The sequence below is a fragment of the Rahnella sp. RcJ3 genome (assembly GCF_009498575.1).
Taxonomy (GTDB): Bacteria; Pseudomonadota; Gammaproteobacteria; order Enterobacterales; family Enterobacteriaceae; genus Rahnella; species Rahnella aceris.
On the sequence record NZ_QSNX01000009.1, the window covers coordinates 126,057 to 143,006 of the forward strand.

Below are 16,950 nucleotides of genomic sequence, written 5' to 3' on the forward strand. Positions count from 1 at the left end.
AAAGGAAACGATTTGGAAAGCCTGTTTACACTGCCTTTGGTGAATGGGGCCAAAGTCAGGATTCTACAGATTACTGATACCCATCTTTTTGCCGGTGAAGATGAAACGTTGTTAGGCGTGAATACGTTTAACAGCTATCGCGCGGTGCTGGACGCCATCAAAGCGCAGCAGCGTGAAGTCGATATTATCGCGGCAACAGGTGACCTGGCACAGGATCAGTCGGTGGAAGCCTACCATCAGTTTGCCCGCGGCATCAGCGAGCTGACAGCGCCCTGCGTCTGGCTGCCGGGCAATCATGATTTCCAGCCTGCCATGGTCAATGCCTTGCAGGATGCGGGGATCAGTCCTTCTAAACACGTTCTGCTCGGCGAGCACTGGCAAATTATCCTGCTTGATACGCAGGTGTTCGGTGTGCCGCATGGCGAGCTGAGTGAATATCAGCTGGAATGGATGGAACGTTGTCTGAATGCGTACCCCGATCGTTTCACTCTGCTGATGTTACATCATCATCCGCTGCCTTCTGGCTGCACATGGCTCGATCAGCACAGCCTGCGCAATGCGCATATGCTGGCGAACACCCTGGTAAATTACCCGAAAGTGAATACGCTTTTGTGCGGACATATTCATCAGGAGCTGGATCTCGACTGGTATGGCCGCCGTCTTTACGCCACGCCGTCAACCTGCGTACAGTTCAAACCGCATTGCACCAATTTCACGATTGATACCGTTGCGCCGGGCTGGCGCTACCTTGATTTGTATCCGGATGGCCGTGTGGAGACTGAAGTCTTCCGTCTGGAAACCAATGAGTTTCATCCTGACACGGAGTCGGACGGCTACGAATGAACACCTTACTTTACCTGCACGGATTCAACAGTTCTCCCAACTCGGCGAAAGCCACGGCGTTAAAAAACTGGCTGGCGGTTAATCATCCCCATATCGATATGGTTATCCCGCAATTACCGCCTTATCCGGCCGAGGCTGCCGAAGAACTCGAGAGTCTGGTGATCAGCAATGCAGGTAAAAAACTGGGGATTGTCGGCTCCTCGCTGGGCGGCTATTACGCTACCTGGTTGTCGCAATGTTTTGCCGTGCCGGCTGTGGTGGTGAACCCCGCCGTGAAGCCGTATGAGCTGCTGATCGACTTCCTGGGACAAAACGAGAACCCCTACACCGGCCAGCAATATGTGTTAGAGTCACGCCACGTTTACGATCTGAAAGTCATGCAGGTCGAACCGCTGGAGTCGCCGGATTTACTCTGGTTACTGCAACAAACGGGCGATGAAATTCTCGATTACCGTCAGGCTGTGGCGTACTACACCACCTGTCGCCAGACGGTCGAACCCGAGGGGAATCATGCATTTGTCGGCTTTGAACGCTATTTTTCGCCGATTGTAGATTTCCTGGAACTGGCCGCAGACTAACATCGTCAGGGTGACTTTTTCCCCCGGATTTATAGCGTCTGCTTGCTGCCAGAGCTTCCACCCGCCCACATACTGTATCGTTAGCCCACAAACCTATGAGCCACGAATAATCAACGATGAGCCAATCAACTTATAACGCGGATTCCATAGAGGTCCTCAGCGGACTCGAACCGGTACGCCGCCGTCCGGGCATGTACACCGATACAACCCGGCCAAACCATCTCGGCCAGGAAGTTATTGATAACAGCGTGGATGAAGCATTAGCTGGCCACGCCAAACGCATCGAAGTGATCCTTCACGAAGACCAGTCTCTCGAAGTCATTGATGACGGTCGCGGCATGCCGGTGGATATCCACGCGGAAGAAGGCGTTCCGGCGGTCGAACTGATCTTCTGCCGTCTGCACGCGGGCGGTAAATTCTCCAACAAAAATTACCAGTTCTCCGGCGGCCTGCATGGCGTGGGGATTTCGGTGGTTAACGCCTTATCAAAACGCGTCGAAGTGGCGGTAAAACGCGGTGGCGAAGTATATGAAATGGCGTTTGAAAATGGCGATAAAGTGCAGGATCTGCACGTTACCGGTACCTGCGGCAAACGCAACACCGGAACCAGCGTTCATTTCTGGCCTGACGGCAGCTTTTTCGACAGCCCGCGTTTTTCGGTCAGCCGCCTCAGCCATTTGCTGAAAGCGAAGGCCGTACTGTGTCCTGGCGTAGAAATCCTGTTCAAAGACAAAGTGAATAACACCGAGCAACGCTGGTGTTATGACGATGGTCTGACTGATTACCTGATGGAAGCGGTCAACGGCCTGATTACTCTGCCTGAAAAAGCGTTCGTCGGTAATTTTGCCGGTGATACTGAAGCTGTCGACTGGGCGCTGTTATGGCTGCCGGAAGGCGGTGAATTGCTGACCGAAAGCTACGTCAACCTGATCCCAACCATGCAGGGCGGTACACATGTTAACGGTCTGCGCCAGGGCCTGCTCGATGCCATGCGTGAGTTCTGCGAATACCGCAATATTCTGCCACGCGGCGTCAAGCTTTCTGCAGAAGATATCTGGGAACGTTGTGCGTATGTGCTGTCGGTAAAAATGCAGGATCCGCAATTTGCCGGCCAGACCAAAGAACGTCTGTCTTCGCGTCAGTGCGCGGCCTTCGTTTCCGGTGTGGTGAAAGATGCCTTCAGCCTGTGGCTGAACCAGAACGTTCAGGCGGCAGAACAGCTGGCGGAACTGTGCATTTCCAGTGCCCAGCGCCGTCTGCGTGCCGCAAAAAAAGTTGTGCGTAAGAAACTGACCAGCGGCCCTGCGCTGCCGGGCAAACTGGCTGACTGCACGTCACAAGATCTGAACATGACAGAATTGTTCCTGGTGGAAGGGGATTCCGCAGGCGGTTCTGCCAAACAGGCGCGTGATCGTGAATATCAGGCGATCATGCCGCTCAAAGGTAAGATCCTCAACACGTGGGAAGTCTCTTCTGATGAAGTGCTGGCCTCGCAGGAAGTGCACGATATTTCTGTGGCGATCGGTATCGATCCGGACAGTGAAGATCTGACGCAACTGCGTTACGGCAAAATCTGTATCCTGGCGGATGCGGACTCCGACGGCTTGCACATCGCCACCTTGTTGTGCGCGCTGTTTGTCCGTCACTTCCGCTCCCTGGTGCGTGGCGGTCATGTGTATGTGGCAATGCCGCCTTTATACCGTATCGATCTGGGCAAAGAAGTGTTCTATGCGCTGGATGAGCAGGAAAAAGAAGGCGTGCTGGAGCAACTGAAACGTAAGAAAGGCAAGCCGAACGTGCAGCGTTTTAAAGGTCTGGGTGAAATGAACCCGCTGCAGCTGCGCGAAACCACGCTCGATCCGAACACCCGTCGTCTGGTGCAACTGACCATCGATGAGGACGATATCGACCAGACGCTGCGCATGATGGATATGCTGCTGGCGAAGAAACGGTCTGAAGATCGCCGTAACTGGTTGCAGGAAAAAGGCGATACCGCCGAACTTGACGTCTGATCCTTTCGCCGTCGCCATAAAAAAATGCCGGACGCTTTGCAGCGCCGGCATTTTTGTTTCCGAATTTAGCGATGTTCAGAAAATCAGACTTTCTCAATAATGTGGATCACCACATCCAGCACGTCGGCTTTGATGTTTTCACGGTGCTTATCCATGTGCTCAGCCTGCTGATGCGCTTCGAGGTGCGCCAGGCTTTCCCAGTCTTCCAGCATGAAAATGGAATCAGGTACTGTTTTACGCCAGGGGATCTGGCCGTTGAAATCAACATATGGCTCATAACGATGACAGCCTTTCTCTGCCAGAACGCTGGGCAGCAGTGCTGTAATTTTTTCTATAACCGAATCGCGACGGCCTGGTTTTACTTTGATTTCAGCAATAACAGTGATCATAAAAACCTCTTTCCCGGGTGACCTTCAACCTTAGGCCTGACCGAATACATTTTCAAGGTGAGCACGATAGCGTGCGAAATCGCCTTCCACATCAGGTTGTTTGATCACGTCGTTACACATAAAGGTTGGCAATGTATCAAGGCCGATAAACTGGTTGGCTTTGTGCTGTGCCATGTATACGCCGTCAACGCCCACGCCGTGGAAGAACTGTTCTTTATCTTCGAACGCTTCCAGCGGCGCGTTCCAGGTCACAGACAGCATGTAGCATTTGCCGTGCAACAGGCCGCCCGAACCGTATTTTTTCGATTCATCAGAACGGGTACGGCCATCGCTGGCGTACAGTTTACCGTGGCCTTCTGTGAACACTTCATCGATGTATTTTTTCAGTGTCCATGGCATCCCCATCCACCAGCCCGGCTGCTGATAAATGATGGCGTCCGCCCACAGATAGCTTTCAATTTCGGTCTGCACGTCGTAACCGTCTTCCAGAACAGTCACGCGCACGTCGTGGCCTTTGTCACGCAGAAAGCCGGTGGCGACGTCGGTCAGGCTGTTGTTCAGCGCGCCTTTGGAATGGGCAAAGGTCTTACCGGCGTTGATTATCAGGATGTTGCTCATGGTTTTTTCCTTATCGGGAATGCTTAAATTCTGGTGGTCAGGCTGTTACCACGTAGTGTACTGAACTCTGCATGGCAGAAAAATGTGATATTGCGCACAAGACTATTGACTCAGATGCAATAATTGAAGAAAGAGCGCGGCAATTTAACCAGTTTGTTGTGCAAAAACTGTTTAAAAATAAGGCATGAACACAGCAACTGTGACAGTCATACGGCAGATGATGTACTATCGCGAACATCATTGCCTCGCGGCAGCGGACATCGCGCGCCTGCGGGTGCAAGCTTCCTTAATTTCCAAAACGATAACGCCACGGGTCTGAGGATTAAACATCAATGAGCGAAATGACTCATGACGGAACAGAACGTTTAGCTCTGCACACGTTTACTGAGAACGCCTATCTCAACTATTCCATGTACGTCATCATGGACCGCGCGCTGCCGTTTATCGGTGACGGGCTCAAGCCGGTGCAGCGTCGTATTATTTACGCGATGTCCGAGCTGGGCCTGAGTAATAACGCCAAATTCAAAAAATCCGCGCGTACCGTCGGTGACGTGCTGGGTAAATATCATCCGCATGGCGACAGCGCCTGCTACGAAGCCATGGTGCTGATGGCGCAGCCATTCTCTTACCGCTATCCGCTGGTTGACGGGCAGGGAAACTGGGGCGCGCCGGATGACCCGAAATCCTTCGCCGCGATGCGTTATACCGAATCGCGCCTGTCAAAATATGCCGAAGTTCTGTTACGTGAATTAGGTCAGGGCACGGTTGATTATGTGCCGAACTTTGACGGCACCATGCAGGAGCCGAAAATGCTGCCTGCGCGTCTGCCGAATATTCTGCTTAACGGTACGACCGGCATCGCGGTCGGGATGGCGACCGATATTCCGCCGCACAACATCCGTGAAGTGGCTGCCGCTGCGGTGGCATTACTTGAGAAACCGAACAGCTCGCTCGAAGATCTGCTGGAATTCGTTCAGGGGCCTGATTTCCCGACAGAAGCTGAAATCATTACGCCGCGCAATGAAATTCGCAAAATGTACGAGTCGGGTAAAGGCTCGGTGCGCATGCGTGCGGTCTGGCACAAAGAAGACGGCAGTGCGGTGATCACTGCGCTACCGCATCAGGTTTCCGGCGCGAAAGTGCTGGAGCAAATTGCCAGCCAGATGCGTGCCAAAAAGCTGCCAATGGTTGAAGACCTGCGTGATGAATCAGATCATGAGAACCCGACCCGCCTGGTCGTCGTGCCGCGCTCCAACCGTATCGATCTGGATCAGGTGATGAATCACCTGTTTGCGACTACCGATCTGGAACGCAGCTACCGCATTAACATGAACATGATCGGTCTTGATCATCGTCCGCAGGTCAAAGGGCTGCTTGAGATCCTGACGGAGTGGCTGGCTTACCGCCGCGATACCGTACGCCGTCGTCTGAACTTCCGCCTTGATAAAGTGCTGAAACGCCTGCATATCCTCGAAGGTTTGCTGACCGCGTTCCTTAATATCGATGAGGTGATCCACATCATCCGTACGGAAGATGAGCCGAAACCGGTACTGATGCAGCGTTTCGAACTGTCAGATACGCAAGCTGAAGCTATCCTTGAGTTGAAATTGCGCCATTTGGCGAAACTCGAAGAAACTAAAATCCGTGGTGAGCAGGATGAACTGGCGAAAGAGCGCGATCAGTTGCAGGCGTTGCTGGCGTCAGAACGTAAACTCAGCACGCTGATCCGCAAAGAGATTCAGGCGGATGCCGAAGCCTTTGGTGACGAGCGACGTTCGCCGATCACTGAGCGTGAAGAAGCCAGGGCGATGAGCGAGCACGATTTTATTCCGTCTGAGCCGGTGACCATCGTGTTGTCAGAATCAGGCTGGGTGCGCAGCGCCAAAGGCCACGACATCGATGCTTCCGGCCTGAGTTACAAAGCCGGTGACAGTTTCCGCGCTGCGGCCAAAGGCAAGAGCAATCAGCCCGTGGTGTTTATGGACTCCACCGGCCGCAGTTATGCGCTCGATCCGACCACGCTGCCTTCTGCGCGCGGCCAGGGTGAACCGCTGACCGGTAAACTGACACCACCGCCAGGCGCAACCATCGAGCACGTACTGATGGCGGCGGACGACCAGAAACTGCTGATGGCATCGGATGCCGGTTATGGCTTCGTTTGTACTTTCAACGATTTAGTGGCCCGTAACCGTGCCGGTAAAGCGATGATTACCTTGCCGGATAACGCCAAAGCCTTCACGCCAATGGAACTTCATGGCAGTGACGATATGCTGTTGTCGATTACTGCAGCGGGACGTATGTTGCTGTTCCCGGTGGCGGATCTGCCACAGTTGTCGAAAGGCAAGGGTAACAAAATTGTTTCAATTCCGGCAGCGCAGGCGGCCAGTGGCGAAGATAAACTGGCGTGGTTGCTGGTTCTGCCACCGCAAACGTCGATCACGCTGCATGTCGGTAAACGTAAGCTGGTTCTCCGTCCGGAAGACCTGCAGAAATTCCGTGCCGAACGTGGCCGCAAAGGAACGCTTCTGCCGCGCGGGCTGCAACGTATCGATCGTGTTGAAGTCGATTCACCTGTTCGCATCAGCGGCGGTGACAGCGAAGAATAAGACCGCTGTTAATCGGCAAAAGTCAGGGCACATTTGTGCCCTGAAATCTTTCGATGGAATTCAGTGGTCTGAGACTGTCGCGCAGTGCAAAGATTTTACATTTGTATTAATAAAACCGTTGTGCAGTGTTGAATGAGGCTTGAGAATAGTTCACCGCACAGGGAGCGAAACTGCACAGGTTTCTTACCGGCTTCGGCTGTAGTTTTAAGAGGATGTTATGTTATTTATTTTGCGTCTGATTATCGTGGTGATTTACTCGATTCTGGTCAGTGTCTTTGGTTGCATCTACTGTCTTTTCAGTCCGCGGAACCCGAAACATGTGTCGACTTTCGGTAAGCTGTTTGGTCGTCTGGCACCGGTATTTGGTCTTCGTGTTGAAAAACGTATTCCTGCAGAAGCAGTGAATAACGGCAACTGTATTTATATTGCCAACCATCAAAACAATTACGACATGGTGACGGCTTCGTCCGTCGTCATGCCCGGTACGGTGACCGTCGGCAAAAAAAGCCTGGCCTGGATCCCGTTCTTTGGTCAGCTTTACTGGCTGACGGGCAACCTGCTGATTGACCGTGATAACCGCGCCAAAGCGCACGGTACTATTTCTCAGGTGGTGGCCCAGATTAAGAAAAAGAATCTGTCGATCTGGATGTTCCCCGAAGGGACGCGCAGCCGTGGTCGTGGTCTGATGCCATTCAAAACCGGCGCTTTCCATGCGGCGATTGCTGCCGGCGTGCCGATTGTGCCGATTTGTGTATCGAACACCAGCAACAAGGTGAAATTAAACCGCTGGTCTAACGGGCTGGTGATTGTCGAAATTTTGCCACCGATCGACACCAGTGGTTACACCAAAGAACGCCTGCGTGAATTGTCCGAGCATTGCCGTCAGATCATGGCGGACAAAATCGCCGAACTGGATGCCGAAGTGGCACAGCGCGAAGCCGCCGCAAAAAAATAATACTATTTATAAATCCACTAAATAATTCGAGTTGCCAACGCACCTGCAGCCTGAAGTATGACGGGGATTCTTCCCGCTGCCATTGATGGCGGCGGCGTTCAATACAGTTTATGGTTCGTTTTCATGGAGAAGATATGTCACTCAGTCGTCGCTCGTTCCTGCAAGCCTCCGGCGTGGCTCTTGCCGCAGGTGCTCTGCCTTTAAAAGCAGAAGCGAGTGGTTCGCAACCGGCATTACCTGTTCCCCCGTTGCTTGAATCGCGCCGCGGGCAACCGCTGTTTCTGACGTTGCAGGCCGCGCACTGGTCATTCCTGGGGGGCGCAAAGGCACCGGTCTGGGGCATTAATGGCATGTACCTCGGCCCGACCGTCAAAGTGCACAGCGGCGATGACGTCAAACTTATTTACAGCAACCGTCTGGCTGAACCGGTTTCTATGACCGTCAGCGGCCTGCTTGAACCAGGAACGTTAACCGGTGGCGCAGCACGTCTGATGCAGCCAGGCGTGGACTGGTCTCCGGTATTGCCTATTCGTCAGGCGGCGGCCACCTGCTGGTATCACGCCAATACCCCCAACCGCATGGCGCCACACGTTTATAACGGGCTGGCGGGGATGTGGATTGTTGAGGATGAAGTCAGTAAGAATCTGCCGTTACCGAATCACTACGGCGTGGATGATTTCCCGATTATCATTCAGGACAAGCGTCTGGATGGGTTCGGTGTGCCGCAATATGACACGCCAGCGTCAGGCGGGTTCTTCGGTGACACCATGCTGGTAAACGGTGTGCAAAGTCCTTATGTCGAGGTTTCGCGAGGCTGGGTGCGTCTGCGCCTGCTGAATGCATCGAATGCCCGCCGTTACGAACTGAGCATGACTGATAACCGCGCGTTTCACGTCGTGGCTTCCGATCTTGGTTTTCTGCCTGCGCCAATGACCGTTAAACGTCTGTCGCTCGGACCGGGAGAACGCCGCGAAGTGCTGGTGGATATGTCGCAGGGCGAAGAAGTGTCGATTACTGCCGGTGAAGCCGCAGGCGTGATGGACAGACTGCGTGGCCTGTTTGAACCCTCGAGCATTCTGGTGTCGACGATCGTGTTGACGCTGAAACCGACCGGCTTGTTGCCGCTGGTGACGGATAATCTGCCGATGCGTTTGCTGGCCGATCAGATCCTCTCCGGTAACGTTGTCCGCACCCGTGATTTGCGTCTCGGTGACAGTGAGCCGGGAATCAACGGCGCGATGTGGGATATCAACCGTATCGACCTGACTGCGCAACAGGGCACATGGGAACGCTGGACCGTTCATGCGGACATGCCGCAGACATTCCATGCAGAAGGCGTGTCCTTCCTGGTGAAAAGCGTCAACGGTGCGGCACCGCTGGTGGAAGATGCCGGATTCAAAGACACGGTCTGGGTGGATGGCGATGTCGAATTACTGGTGTATTTCAATCAGCCTTCCTATGAGCATTTCCCGTTTGTCTACCGCAGCGGAGCGCTGGAACTGGCTGACCGTGGCTCAGCGGGAAATATGCTGGTTCAGCCGTCGATGTAACGTTGTTCTGCTACATAAAAAAACCCGCCATGGCGGGTTTTTGCGTTATGACATTGACTGAATGGCTTACAGGCCTTTTTCCGGATCCGGCCCCAGACGGTGCTCTTTATCCAGCTTGGTGACTTCCGCCAGTTCTTCCTTCTCCAGTTTAAAGTCAAACACGTCGAAGTTTTCACGGATACGTTTAGGTGTCACCGATTTCGGGATAACAATCAGTCCGTTATCCAGATGCCAGCGGATGACAATCTGCGCAGGTGTTTTGTCATATTTTTCTGCCAGTTTCTGGATCAGCGGCTGATCAAATACCCCTTCGCCGCCCTGCGCCAGCGGGCTCCAGGATTCAGTGGCGATGGTGTGGGTGGCATTCCAGGTGTGCAACTGGCGCTGTTGCATCAGCGGGTGTAACTCAATCTGATTCACAGCAGGGAAAATACCGGTTTCGTCTTTCAGCTTCTGTAAGTGTTGCAGCGGGAAATTACACACGCCGACACTTTTCGCCAACCCTTGCTCTTTGAGTTTCAGCAGGGCTTTCCAGGCATCGACATAATGCCCCTGGGCCGGTTGTGGCCAGTGGATCAGGTACAAGTCGACATAATCAGTTTTCAGCTTTTTAAGGCTGGTTTCCAGCGCCTGTGGCGCGTTTAGCTGATCGTCATTCCACAGCTTAGTGGTAATAAACAGCTCTTCACGCGGAACCAGGTTAGCAGCAATTGCTTCGCCGACGCCTTCCTCATTTTTGTAGATGGCGGCGGTATCGATGTGGCGATAGCCGGTTTCAATCGCCGTTTTCACCGCACTGGTGGCTTCCTGATTACTGGCTTTCCATACGCCAAGTCCTAACTGAGGCATCAGATTGCCATCGTGAAGTTTGATGATGGGTTGCGTTGCCATGAGTTTCTCCTTTCAGGGCAGAGTGCCCGCCGGAATGCACGGGCACCGTGTAGGGATTGACGTTAAGTCTAGTTAACGAAACGGCATCTTGCTGAGCAGGCTACTTATTTTAAGTGTAAAAAATACCTAAGCATGCATATCCAGTACCACGCGGTAGCGCGCTTTCCCTTCATGCAGATGCTCCACCGCGTCATTGATTTTACTCAGCGGGAAGTGCTCAACCTGCGGGGTAATGCCATGACGGGCGCAGAACGCCAGCATGTCGGCAAGACGGGAAGGGGCACCGGTCGGTGAACCGGAAATTTCTGCCTGTTTGCTGATAAGCGCCATCACATGCAGCGGTACGGCTTCGGGCACCACACCCACAAAGTGCAGACGGCCTTTGGGTGCCAGCGCGCCGAGAATGGCGTCCCAGTCCAGCGAGGCATTGGCTGTCACCATAATAAAGTCCAGCTGACCGGCGATTTTCTTCAGTTCTTCGCTGTCTCGGGTGGCGATAACGCGGTGCGCGCCAAGTGAAATCGCTTCGTCACGTTTAGCCAGTGATGACGTAAAGGCGGTGACTTCGCAGCCCCATGCATTCAGGAAGCGCAGCGCCATATGACCTAAACCGCCGATACCAATCACACCGACGCGGTGAGTTGGCAGTACGCCAAACTGCAGCAGCGGGTTGAAGACGGTGATACCGCCACAGAACAGCGGACCGGCGCTGGTGATATCCACGCCTTCCGGCAGCGGGATCGCCCACGCCCAGTGGCTGCGGATGCGGTCAGCGAAGCCGCCGTGATGGCCGATGATGGTGGCTTCCACGTCATGACAAAGGTGCTGATCGCCGGACATACAAGGATGGCAATGCATGCAACTGCCACGGTTCCAGCCCACGCCGACAATCTGGCCGACTTTCAGTCCTTTGTTCTGCGCATGATTACCTATTTTGACGATTTTACCGACCACTTCATGGCCTGGTACGAACGGATACTGCGTGATACCCCAGTCGTTATTGAGCATAGACAGATCTGAATGACAGACGCCGCAGTAATCAATCGCGACTTCAATTTCTTCATCGCCAATCGGACCTGCGTCGAAAGCAAATGCTTCCAGTGGCTGGTTCGGGCCGGCAGCGGCCCAGGCGTTAAAGGTGTTTTCAGCAGCAACAGGTGCAGACATACAATCCTCCGAACTTTCGGGTTAGACAAATAATGAATTGAAATAAGAAGTTATCAGAAAAATGAATCGGCGAACGAAGGTCGCTCACGATCAGCGAATGAAAAGTGCGTTCATACAGACTAGCAGTTCATCGCGTTTATGCAGGTGTGTCCCCCTGCGGAAGGCGACATTAACTGTAAGAGAAAATGCGCAACAGGATGATGCCCATTTCTGCGAGAGTCTTGCCTGATTCTGCTTCTCTCTGTAGGAACGTAGGGTGTTATGGCAAAATCAATGTCAGTTTAATGAATGTGTGGAGCGGAATGATGGAAAACGTGAACAGCCTGTGCACCCGCATGGCAGCCAGAGTCGCCCGGCTCAGCGGAGATAAAAACCTGACGCCGTCGGCGGTACCGCAGGTGACGCTGATGTACACCACGCGTTACCATCCGCGCCAGCCGGTTTTGTACAATCCCGGCATCGTGATCCTTTTTCAGGGACGCAAAGTGGGTTATCTGGGCAAGAAAACCTTTTCCTACGATCCGCACAATTATCTGATGCTGACCGTGCCGTTGCCTTTCGAATGTGAAACGTTCAGCAGCCCCGAAGAGCCGCTGGCCGGTATCCAGATCAGTATTGATAACCTGATGTTGCAGGATTTACTGATGGATATGGGCGACGAAAGCGTGGTGCGTCAGAAAGAACCTTCAACCGGTATCAACTCCGGCGTGCTGGATGGCGATATTCTGTGTGCCACAGAGCGTCTGCTGGATGTGATGGATAAACCGCTGCATGCCCGCATTCTTGGGCCGAAGATTATCCGCGAAATCCTGTTCTTTGTTCTGACCAGCGAAAATGGCGGGGCGTTACAGGCGCTGGTCAACCGTCATACCCATTTCAGCCAGATTGCTAAATCCCTGCGCCGGATTGAAGCGCAGTACGCCGACAATCTTAGTGTGGAAGCGCTGGCCAGCGAAGTGAACATGAGTATTTCTGCGTTTCACCATAACTTCAAAGCCGTGACCAGCACGTCGCCGCTGCAGTATCTGAAAACCTATCGTCTGCATCGTGCGCGTACGCTGATGATTTTTGATGGTGTGAAAGCCAGTGTGGCGGCACTGCAGGTCGGGTATGAAAGCGCGTCACAATTCAGTCGTGAATTTAAGCGCTATTTTGGCGTCACGCCGAGTGATGAGATGGCACGTCTGCGCGAAGGGAGTTCCGGTGTGCTGGCGTTAGCCGATGTGGCATTTAAAGCCTGAACCGCGTGTTCAGGCCCGGCATTTGCGTTTCTTCCACACCACCACCAGTCCGCCAGCCAGCCCCATCACCAGCAACAGAACCGGTAAAATCATCAGCCCCGCCATAACCTGATCTTCATGGCGTTTAACCACCGGAATGTGGCTCAGCGCAAAACCGATGGTGATTACTCCGCCGACCCACAAAATGGCGCTCAGCCAGTTGAAGAACTGGAAGCGGGCGTTGTTCAGACCGGAGATGCCCGCCATCGTCGGCAGCAGGGTGCGGATAAACGCCAGAAAACGGCCCACCAGTAAAGCCATCAGCCCGTGTTGGGTAAACATCTGATGTGCGCGCTGATGATAATGCGCCGGAAGCTGTAACAGCCAGCCTTTTACCAAGCGGGTATGTCCGAGCCAGCGCCCCTGAATATAGCTCAGCCAGCAGCCCAGGCTGGCAGCGGTCACCAGGATAATCAGGGTCGGGAAGAAGCTCATGACGCCTTTGGCGATAAGCGCGCCGGTCAGCAGCAATAAGCTGTCGCCGGGCAGGAAAGCGGCGGGAAGCAGCCCGTTTTCGAGAAAAAGCGTGGCGAACAGAACAGCGTAAATAACCCAGAGAAGTTTCGGGTCGGCGAGCATAATAAAATCATGTCGCCAGAGCGCATGAAAAATGTCGCAAATAACTGCCATATTCTGTCCTGTTTCTGTTCATTAAAAACTGTCACTTGCCAGTGTACCGCGATTTGCGCCGGAAGACGTTGATCTGAGGACACTGTGAAAAAGACAGAATGCTCCGGCGTAAATTTACCGGAGCTAAAAGTAGAGCTTACAGATTATTCTCATTTTGCGAACGAAAATACGTCACACACCTTACCGATCTGCGCGGTGTGTCGCAATCTGTGCGGTTCAGGATGTCGCAATCCGTTCAAAGGCTGTTGAAAGATCGGCGATCAGGTCGTCACAATTTTCCAGCCCGATATGCAACCGCACCAGAGTACCGCTGAAATCCACGGTTTCTGCCGGACGTATCGCCTGAATTTCTTCCGGCTGATTGGCTAAAACCAGTGATTCAAAACCGCCCCAGGAATAGGCCATGCTGAAATGTGCGAAGTGATCGAGATAGTCGGAAAGTTGCTGTTTGCTCAGGCGCTGTTTCAGCACGAAAGAGAACAGGCCGCAACTGCCGCTGAAATCACGTTTCCAGAATTCATGGCCTTTGCTGCCGGGTAATGCCGGATGGTTGACCACCGCCACTTCCGGCCGCTCTGCCAGCCACCGCGCAATGCGGAGACTACTTTCTGCATGCTGTTTCAGCCGCACGCCCATGGTGCGTAAACCGCGGCTGGCGACATACGCGGTATCAGCATCGACCATCTGGCCCATCAGATATGAGTGTTCCCGCAGTTGCACCCAGCAACGTTCATTAGAAACGGCGGTGCCAATCATCGCATCAGAATGACCGACGATATATTTGGTGCCTGCCTGAATCGAAATATCGATATCGAATTCCAGCGCTTTAAACAGAATGCCCGCCGCCCATGTGTTGTCGATCATGATGACGACGTCTGGATTCACGGCCCGCACGGCTTTCACCATCGCCGGAATGTCCGGGACTTCCAGGGTGATTGAACCCGGCGATTCCAGGAACACCACTCTGGTGTTGGGTTGCATCAGCGAGCCTAACCCCGCGCCGATATTGGCCGGAAAATAGGTGGTAGATACGCCGAGTTTTTTCAGCACTTTTTCGCAGAAATCCTGCGTCGGTTCGTAGGCTGAACCGGCCACCAGAATGTGGTCGCCGCTGCTGACAAATGAGAGTACGGCGTTACTGACTGCCGCCGCGCCACAAGGATACAGCGCGCAACCTGCGCCGCCTTCCAGCTCCACCATCGCTTCCTGGAATGAGAAATGCGTCAGGGTGCCACGACGACCGTAAAATAGTTCGCCGTTGGCGCGGTTAGCGGTGGCGTGTTTTTTATCCGCCACGGTTTCAAACACCAGCGATGAGGCGCGCTGGATCACGGCATTCACTGAACCCTGCGTGAATTTCTTGTCCCGTCCGGCGCTGACCAGCGCGGTTTCAATTTTCTTAGACGACATAATCCGTATTTCACCCTGTTTTATAGCGCGGTGCTCTCTGCATCCGCCGATATGTCATTAACTTAACATGATGAATTTCAGGGATCAGGCTTTTGGCGGGTGGATGAGAAAATTTCAGCAGCACGGCCAAAAAAAAGCCCGTCGTCACGACGGGCAAGGGAGAAACGAGTTTTGGGCATCAGCCGGTATAAACGCCAAACAGTTTGGGCAGGAACAGCGAAATGGTCGGAATATAGGTCACCAGCATCAGCACCACGAACAGCACGCAGTAGAACGGCAGCATGGCTTTCACCACTTTTTCGATGCTCTGTTTACTCACCGCGCTGGCCACAAACAGCACCGAGCCGACCGGCGGGGTGATCAGGCCAATCCCCAGATTCACCAGCATGATCATGCCGAAATGCACCGGGTCGATGCCGAGCGATAACACCACCGGCAACAGCACCGGCGTCAGGATCAGGATGATCGGCGCCATGTCCATCAGTGTGCCGATCACCAGCAGCATGATGTTGATCCACATAAGGATCACGTACTTGTTGTCAGAGATCGAGGTGAAGAATTCGGTGATGCGCATCGGCAACTGCATGTAAGTCATGACTGCGCCAAAACTGGCGGCAAACCCTATCAGGATCATCACGATGCTGACGGTTTTCACCGTGCGATACATCAGTTTCGGCAGTTCGCTCCACTTGTAATCGCGGTAGATAAACATGGTGACGAAGAATGACCACAAACACGCGATCGCTGCGGATTCCGTCGCGGTAAATATCCCGCTGAGAATGCCGCCCATGATGATCACGATGGTCATCAGCCCCCACAGCGTGTCGATAAAAATCTTCAGCGCCTGGCGGAACGGCACGCGCTCACCTTTCGGGTAACCGCGTTTGTGAGCAAACACCACGCACATCACCATCAGCGTCAGGCTGAGCAGTAAACCGGGCAAAATACCGGCGATGAACAGCGCGGCAATCGACACCGTACCGCCGGTCGCCAGCGAGTAAATCACCGAGTTGTGGCTGGGTGGCGTCAGGATCGCCTGTACCGAGCCGCTGGCGGTGACTGCCGCCGCAAAGTCACGCGGATAACCTTTCTTCTCCATTTCCGGGATCATCACCGAGCCGATTGAGGCGGTATCCGCCACGGAAGAACCGGAGATCGCGCCAAAAAAGGTTGAGGCCACAATGTTCACCAGCGACAGCCCGCCGCGGATAAACCCGACAAAGATGTAGGCAAAACTGACCAGCCTGCGGGCGATCCCTCCTTCGGCCATGATCGCGCCTGCCAGAATAAAGAACGGGATCGCCAGCAGTGAAAATTTGTTCACGCCGTTGGTCAGCTGGATCATCAGCGCTTCAAACGGCAGGTCAATCCACCAGGCTCCTGCCAGCGCGCTCAGCCCGACGGCGTAAGCGACCGGCACGCCAATCGCCAGCATCACCGCCAGCGTTAACAACAAGATTAATGCATCCATAACAGGCTCCGGTCAGGCGTCAGAATTGCCCAGCATCACCACAGGCCGCTGATGTTGCGGGCCGGCAATGATCTGCTCAATGATGAATAACAACGTCAGTGCAGAACCTATAGGTAGCGGCAGATAGGTCTGTCCGGCGGTCAGCAGCGGGAATTCCGCCACCGGCTGTTGCCAGAGTTCACTGCACAATTGCAGGCTGTACCAGAAAATAAACACGCTGATGGCCAGCATCATCAGGTCAGCCAACAGGGCAGAGAATTTTTTCAGCGCAGGTGGCAGGCGGTCAGTGACCATCGCAACGACGATGTGTGAACCAGCGCGGTAACTGACAGCGGCTCCGATAAAGGTGAACGTCACCATGCACATAATCGCGATCGGCTCCGGCCACGACAGGGCGCTGTTCATCACGTAACGGGCAAAGATCCCAACCGGGATCACCGCCACCATCAGCAGCAACGCGATGCCCGCGATCCACATCGCGCAGCGGTAAAGAATGTCCATCAGGGTGTGATAACTCGAAACCATAAATCCCCCGGCGAAAGATCAGAAA

General features: G+C 53.8%; 15 protein-coding genes. 7 read left to right on the forward strand and 8 right to left on the reverse strand.

Annotation, left to right across the window (positions count from 1 at the left end):
* The first annotated feature begins 12 nt into the window (after positions 1 to 12).
* The 3 genes from cpdA (at position 13) to parE (ending at position 3,433) form a co-directional block, all read left to right on the forward strand.
* Positions 13 to 843: a 3',5'-cyclic-AMP phosphodiesterase gene (gene cpdA, locus DXU84_RS13600; RefSeq protein ID WP_013573966.1), complete on the forward strand. Its 831-nt coding sequence runs from the start codon at positions 13 to 15 to the stop codon at positions 841 to 843.
* Complete coding sequence (gene yqiA, locus DXU84_RS13605; protein ID WP_013573967.1) at positions 840 to 1,421, forward strand: esterase YqiA; 582 nt, start codon at positions 840 to 842, stop codon at positions 1,419 to 1,421. Before cpdA ends, yqiA begins: the two co-directional genes overlap by 4 nt.
* Positions 1,422 to 1,537: 116 nt before the next feature.
* The gene (parE, locus tag DXU84_RS13610) at positions 1,538 to 3,433 is read left to right on the forward strand and encodes a DNA topoisomerase IV subunit B (RefSeq protein ID WP_013573968.1); all 1,896 of its coding nucleotides are present in this window, start codon (positions 1,538 to 1,540) and stop codon (positions 3,431 to 3,433) included.
* A gap of 83 nt (positions 3,434 to 3,516) precedes the next feature.
* On the opposite strand, the gene DXU84_RS13615 is transcribed toward parE, so the two are convergent.
* Both DXU84_RS13615 and DXU84_RS13620 read right to left on the reverse strand, forming a co-directional pair.
* Positions 3,517 to 3,822, reverse strand: coding sequence for a putative quinol monooxygenase (locus DXU84_RS13615; RefSeq protein ID WP_013573969.1), 306 nt, complete (start codon positions 3,820 to 3,822; stop codon positions 3,517 to 3,519).
* Between the two features lie 30 nt (positions 3,823 to 3,852).
* Complete coding sequence (locus tag DXU84_RS13620) at positions 3,853 to 4,440, reverse strand: NAD(P)H-dependent oxidoreductase (RefSeq protein WP_013573970.1); 588 nt, start codon at positions 4,438 to 4,440, stop codon at positions 3,853 to 3,855.
* Between the two features lie 332 nt (positions 4,441 to 4,772).
* Here DXU84_RS13620 and parC point away from each other — a divergent pair, with 332 nt between their 5' ends.
* From parC to ftsP, 3 genes are all read left to right on the forward strand, one after another.
* On the forward strand, positions 4,773 to 7,046 hold the full coding sequence (gene parC, locus DXU84_RS13625; protein ID WP_037034166.1) for a DNA topoisomerase IV subunit A: 2,274 nt from the start codon (positions 4,773 to 4,775) through the stop codon (positions 7,044 to 7,046).
* 217 nt (positions 7,047 to 7,263) lie between these two features.
* On the forward strand, positions 7,264 to 8,001 hold the full coding sequence (locus DXU84_RS13630) for a 1-acylglycerol-3-phosphate O-acyltransferase (protein WP_013573972.1): 738 nt from the start codon (positions 7,264 to 7,266) through the stop codon (positions 7,999 to 8,001).
* Between the two features lie 134 nt (positions 8,002 to 8,135).
* Entirely contained in the window at positions 8,136 to 9,551 is a 1,416-nt protein-coding gene (gene ftsP / locus DXU84_RS13635; RefSeq protein ID WP_013573973.1) for a cell division protein FtsP, read from the forward strand.
* Between the two features lie 66 nt (positions 9,552 to 9,617).
* Here ftsP and dkgA read toward each other — a convergent pair whose 3' ends face one another.
* Both dkgA and DXU84_RS13645 read right to left on the reverse strand, forming a co-directional pair.
* The gene (dkgA, locus tag DXU84_RS13640) at positions 9,618 to 10,442 is read right to left on the reverse strand and encodes a 2,5-didehydrogluconate reductase DkgA (protein WP_013573974.1); all 825 of its coding nucleotides are present in this window, start codon (positions 10,440 to 10,442) and stop codon (positions 9,618 to 9,620) included.
* Between the two features lie 126 nt (positions 10,443 to 10,568).
* Positions 10,569 to 11,609: an NAD(P)-dependent alcohol dehydrogenase gene (locus DXU84_RS13645; protein ID WP_013573975.1), complete on the reverse strand. Its 1,041-nt coding sequence runs from the start codon at positions 11,607 to 11,609 to the stop codon at positions 10,569 to 10,571.
* 305 nt (positions 11,610 to 11,914) lie between these two features.
* Between DXU84_RS13645 and DXU84_RS13650 the strand changes: the two genes are divergently transcribed.
* Positions 11,915 to 12,850 (forward strand): AraC family transcriptional regulator, encoded by a 936-nt coding sequence (locus DXU84_RS13650; RefSeq protein ID WP_013573976.1) that lies wholly within the window; start codon positions 11,915 to 11,917, stop codon positions 12,848 to 12,850.
* A gap of 9 nt (positions 12,851 to 12,859) precedes the next feature.
* On the opposite strand, the gene DXU84_RS13655 is transcribed toward DXU84_RS13650, so the two are convergent.
* The 4 genes from DXU84_RS13655 to DXU84_RS13670 all read right to left on the reverse strand — a co-directional run bounded on the left by DXU84_RS13655 (position 12,860) and on the right by DXU84_RS13670 (position 16,925).
* Complete coding sequence (locus tag DXU84_RS13655; RefSeq protein ID WP_013573977.1) at positions 12,860 to 13,519, reverse strand: DedA family protein; 660 nt, start codon at positions 13,517 to 13,519, stop codon at positions 12,860 to 12,862.
* A gap of 216 nt (positions 13,520 to 13,735) precedes the next feature.
* Positions 13,736 to 14,929: a cystathionine beta-lyase gene (metC, locus tag DXU84_RS13660; RefSeq protein ID WP_013573978.1), complete on the reverse strand. Its 1,194-nt coding sequence runs from the start codon at positions 14,927 to 14,929 to the stop codon at positions 13,736 to 13,738.
* Between the two features lie 178 nt (positions 14,930 to 15,107).
* Positions 15,108 to 16,400, reverse strand: a complete 1,293-nt coding sequence (locus tag DXU84_RS13665; RefSeq protein WP_013573979.1) for a TRAP transporter large permease — start codon at positions 16,398 to 16,400, stop codon at positions 15,108 to 15,110.
* Positions 16,401 to 16,412: 12 nt separating this feature from the next.
* Positions 16,413 to 16,925, reverse strand: coding sequence for a TRAP transporter small permease (locus DXU84_RS13670; protein ID WP_013573980.1), 513 nt, complete (start codon positions 16,923 to 16,925; stop codon positions 16,413 to 16,415).
* Positions 16,926 to 16,950: the final 25 nt, after the last annotated feature.

Bases quoted from the DNA above. Each gene is read 5' to 3' on its own strand.
- parC (WP_037034166.1), top strand. From the start codon at position 4,773: ATGAGCGAAATGACTCATGACGGAACAGAACGTTTAGCTCTGCACACG.
- DXU84_RS13670 (WP_013573980.1), bottom strand. From the start codon at position 16,925: ATGGTTTCGAGTTATCACACCCTGATGGACATTCTTTACCGCTGCGCG.
- metC (WP_013573978.1), bottom strand. From the start codon at position 14,929: ATGTCGTCTAAGAAAATTGAAACCGCGCTGGTCAGCGCCGGACGGGAC.
- DXU84_RS13650 (WP_013573976.1), top strand. From the start codon at position 11,915: ATGGAAAACGTGAACAGCCTGTGCACCCGCATGGCAGCCAGAGTCGCC.
- DXU84_RS13615 (WP_013573969.1), bottom strand. From the start codon at position 3,822: ATGATCACTGTTATTGCTGAAATCAAAGTAAAACCAGGCCGTCGCGAT.
- DXU84_RS13645 (WP_013573975.1), bottom strand. From the start codon at position 11,609: ATGTCTGCACCTGTTGCTGCTGAAAACACCTTTAACGCCTGGGCCGCT.
- DXU84_RS13655 (WP_013573977.1), bottom strand. From the start codon at position 13,519: ATGGCAGTTATTTGCGACATTTTTCATGCGCTCTGGCGACATGATTTT.
- yqiA (WP_013573967.1), top strand. From the start codon at position 840: ATGAACACCTTACTTTACCTGCACGGATTCAACAGTTCTCCCAACTCG.
- dkgA (WP_013573974.1), bottom strand. From the start codon at position 10,442: ATGGCAACGCAACCCATCATCAAACTTCACGATGGCAATCTGATGCCT.
- DXU84_RS13665 (WP_013573979.1), bottom strand. From the start codon at position 16,400: ATGGATGCATTAATCTTGTTGTTAACGCTGGCGGTGATGCTGGCGATT.
- DXU84_RS13630 (WP_013573972.1), top strand. From the start codon at position 7,264: ATGTTATTTATTTTGCGTCTGATTATCGTGGTGATTTACTCGATTCTG.
- DXU84_RS13620 (WP_013573970.1), bottom strand. From the start codon at position 4,440: ATGAGCAACATCCTGATAATCAACGCCGGTAAGACCTTTGCCCATTCC.
- ftsP (WP_013573973.1), top strand. From the start codon at position 8,136: ATGTCACTCAGTCGTCGCTCGTTCCTGCAAGCCTCCGGCGTGGCTCTT.
- parE (WP_013573968.1), top strand. From the start codon at position 1,538: ATGAGCCAATCAACTTATAACGCGGATTCCATAGAGGTCCTCAGCGGA.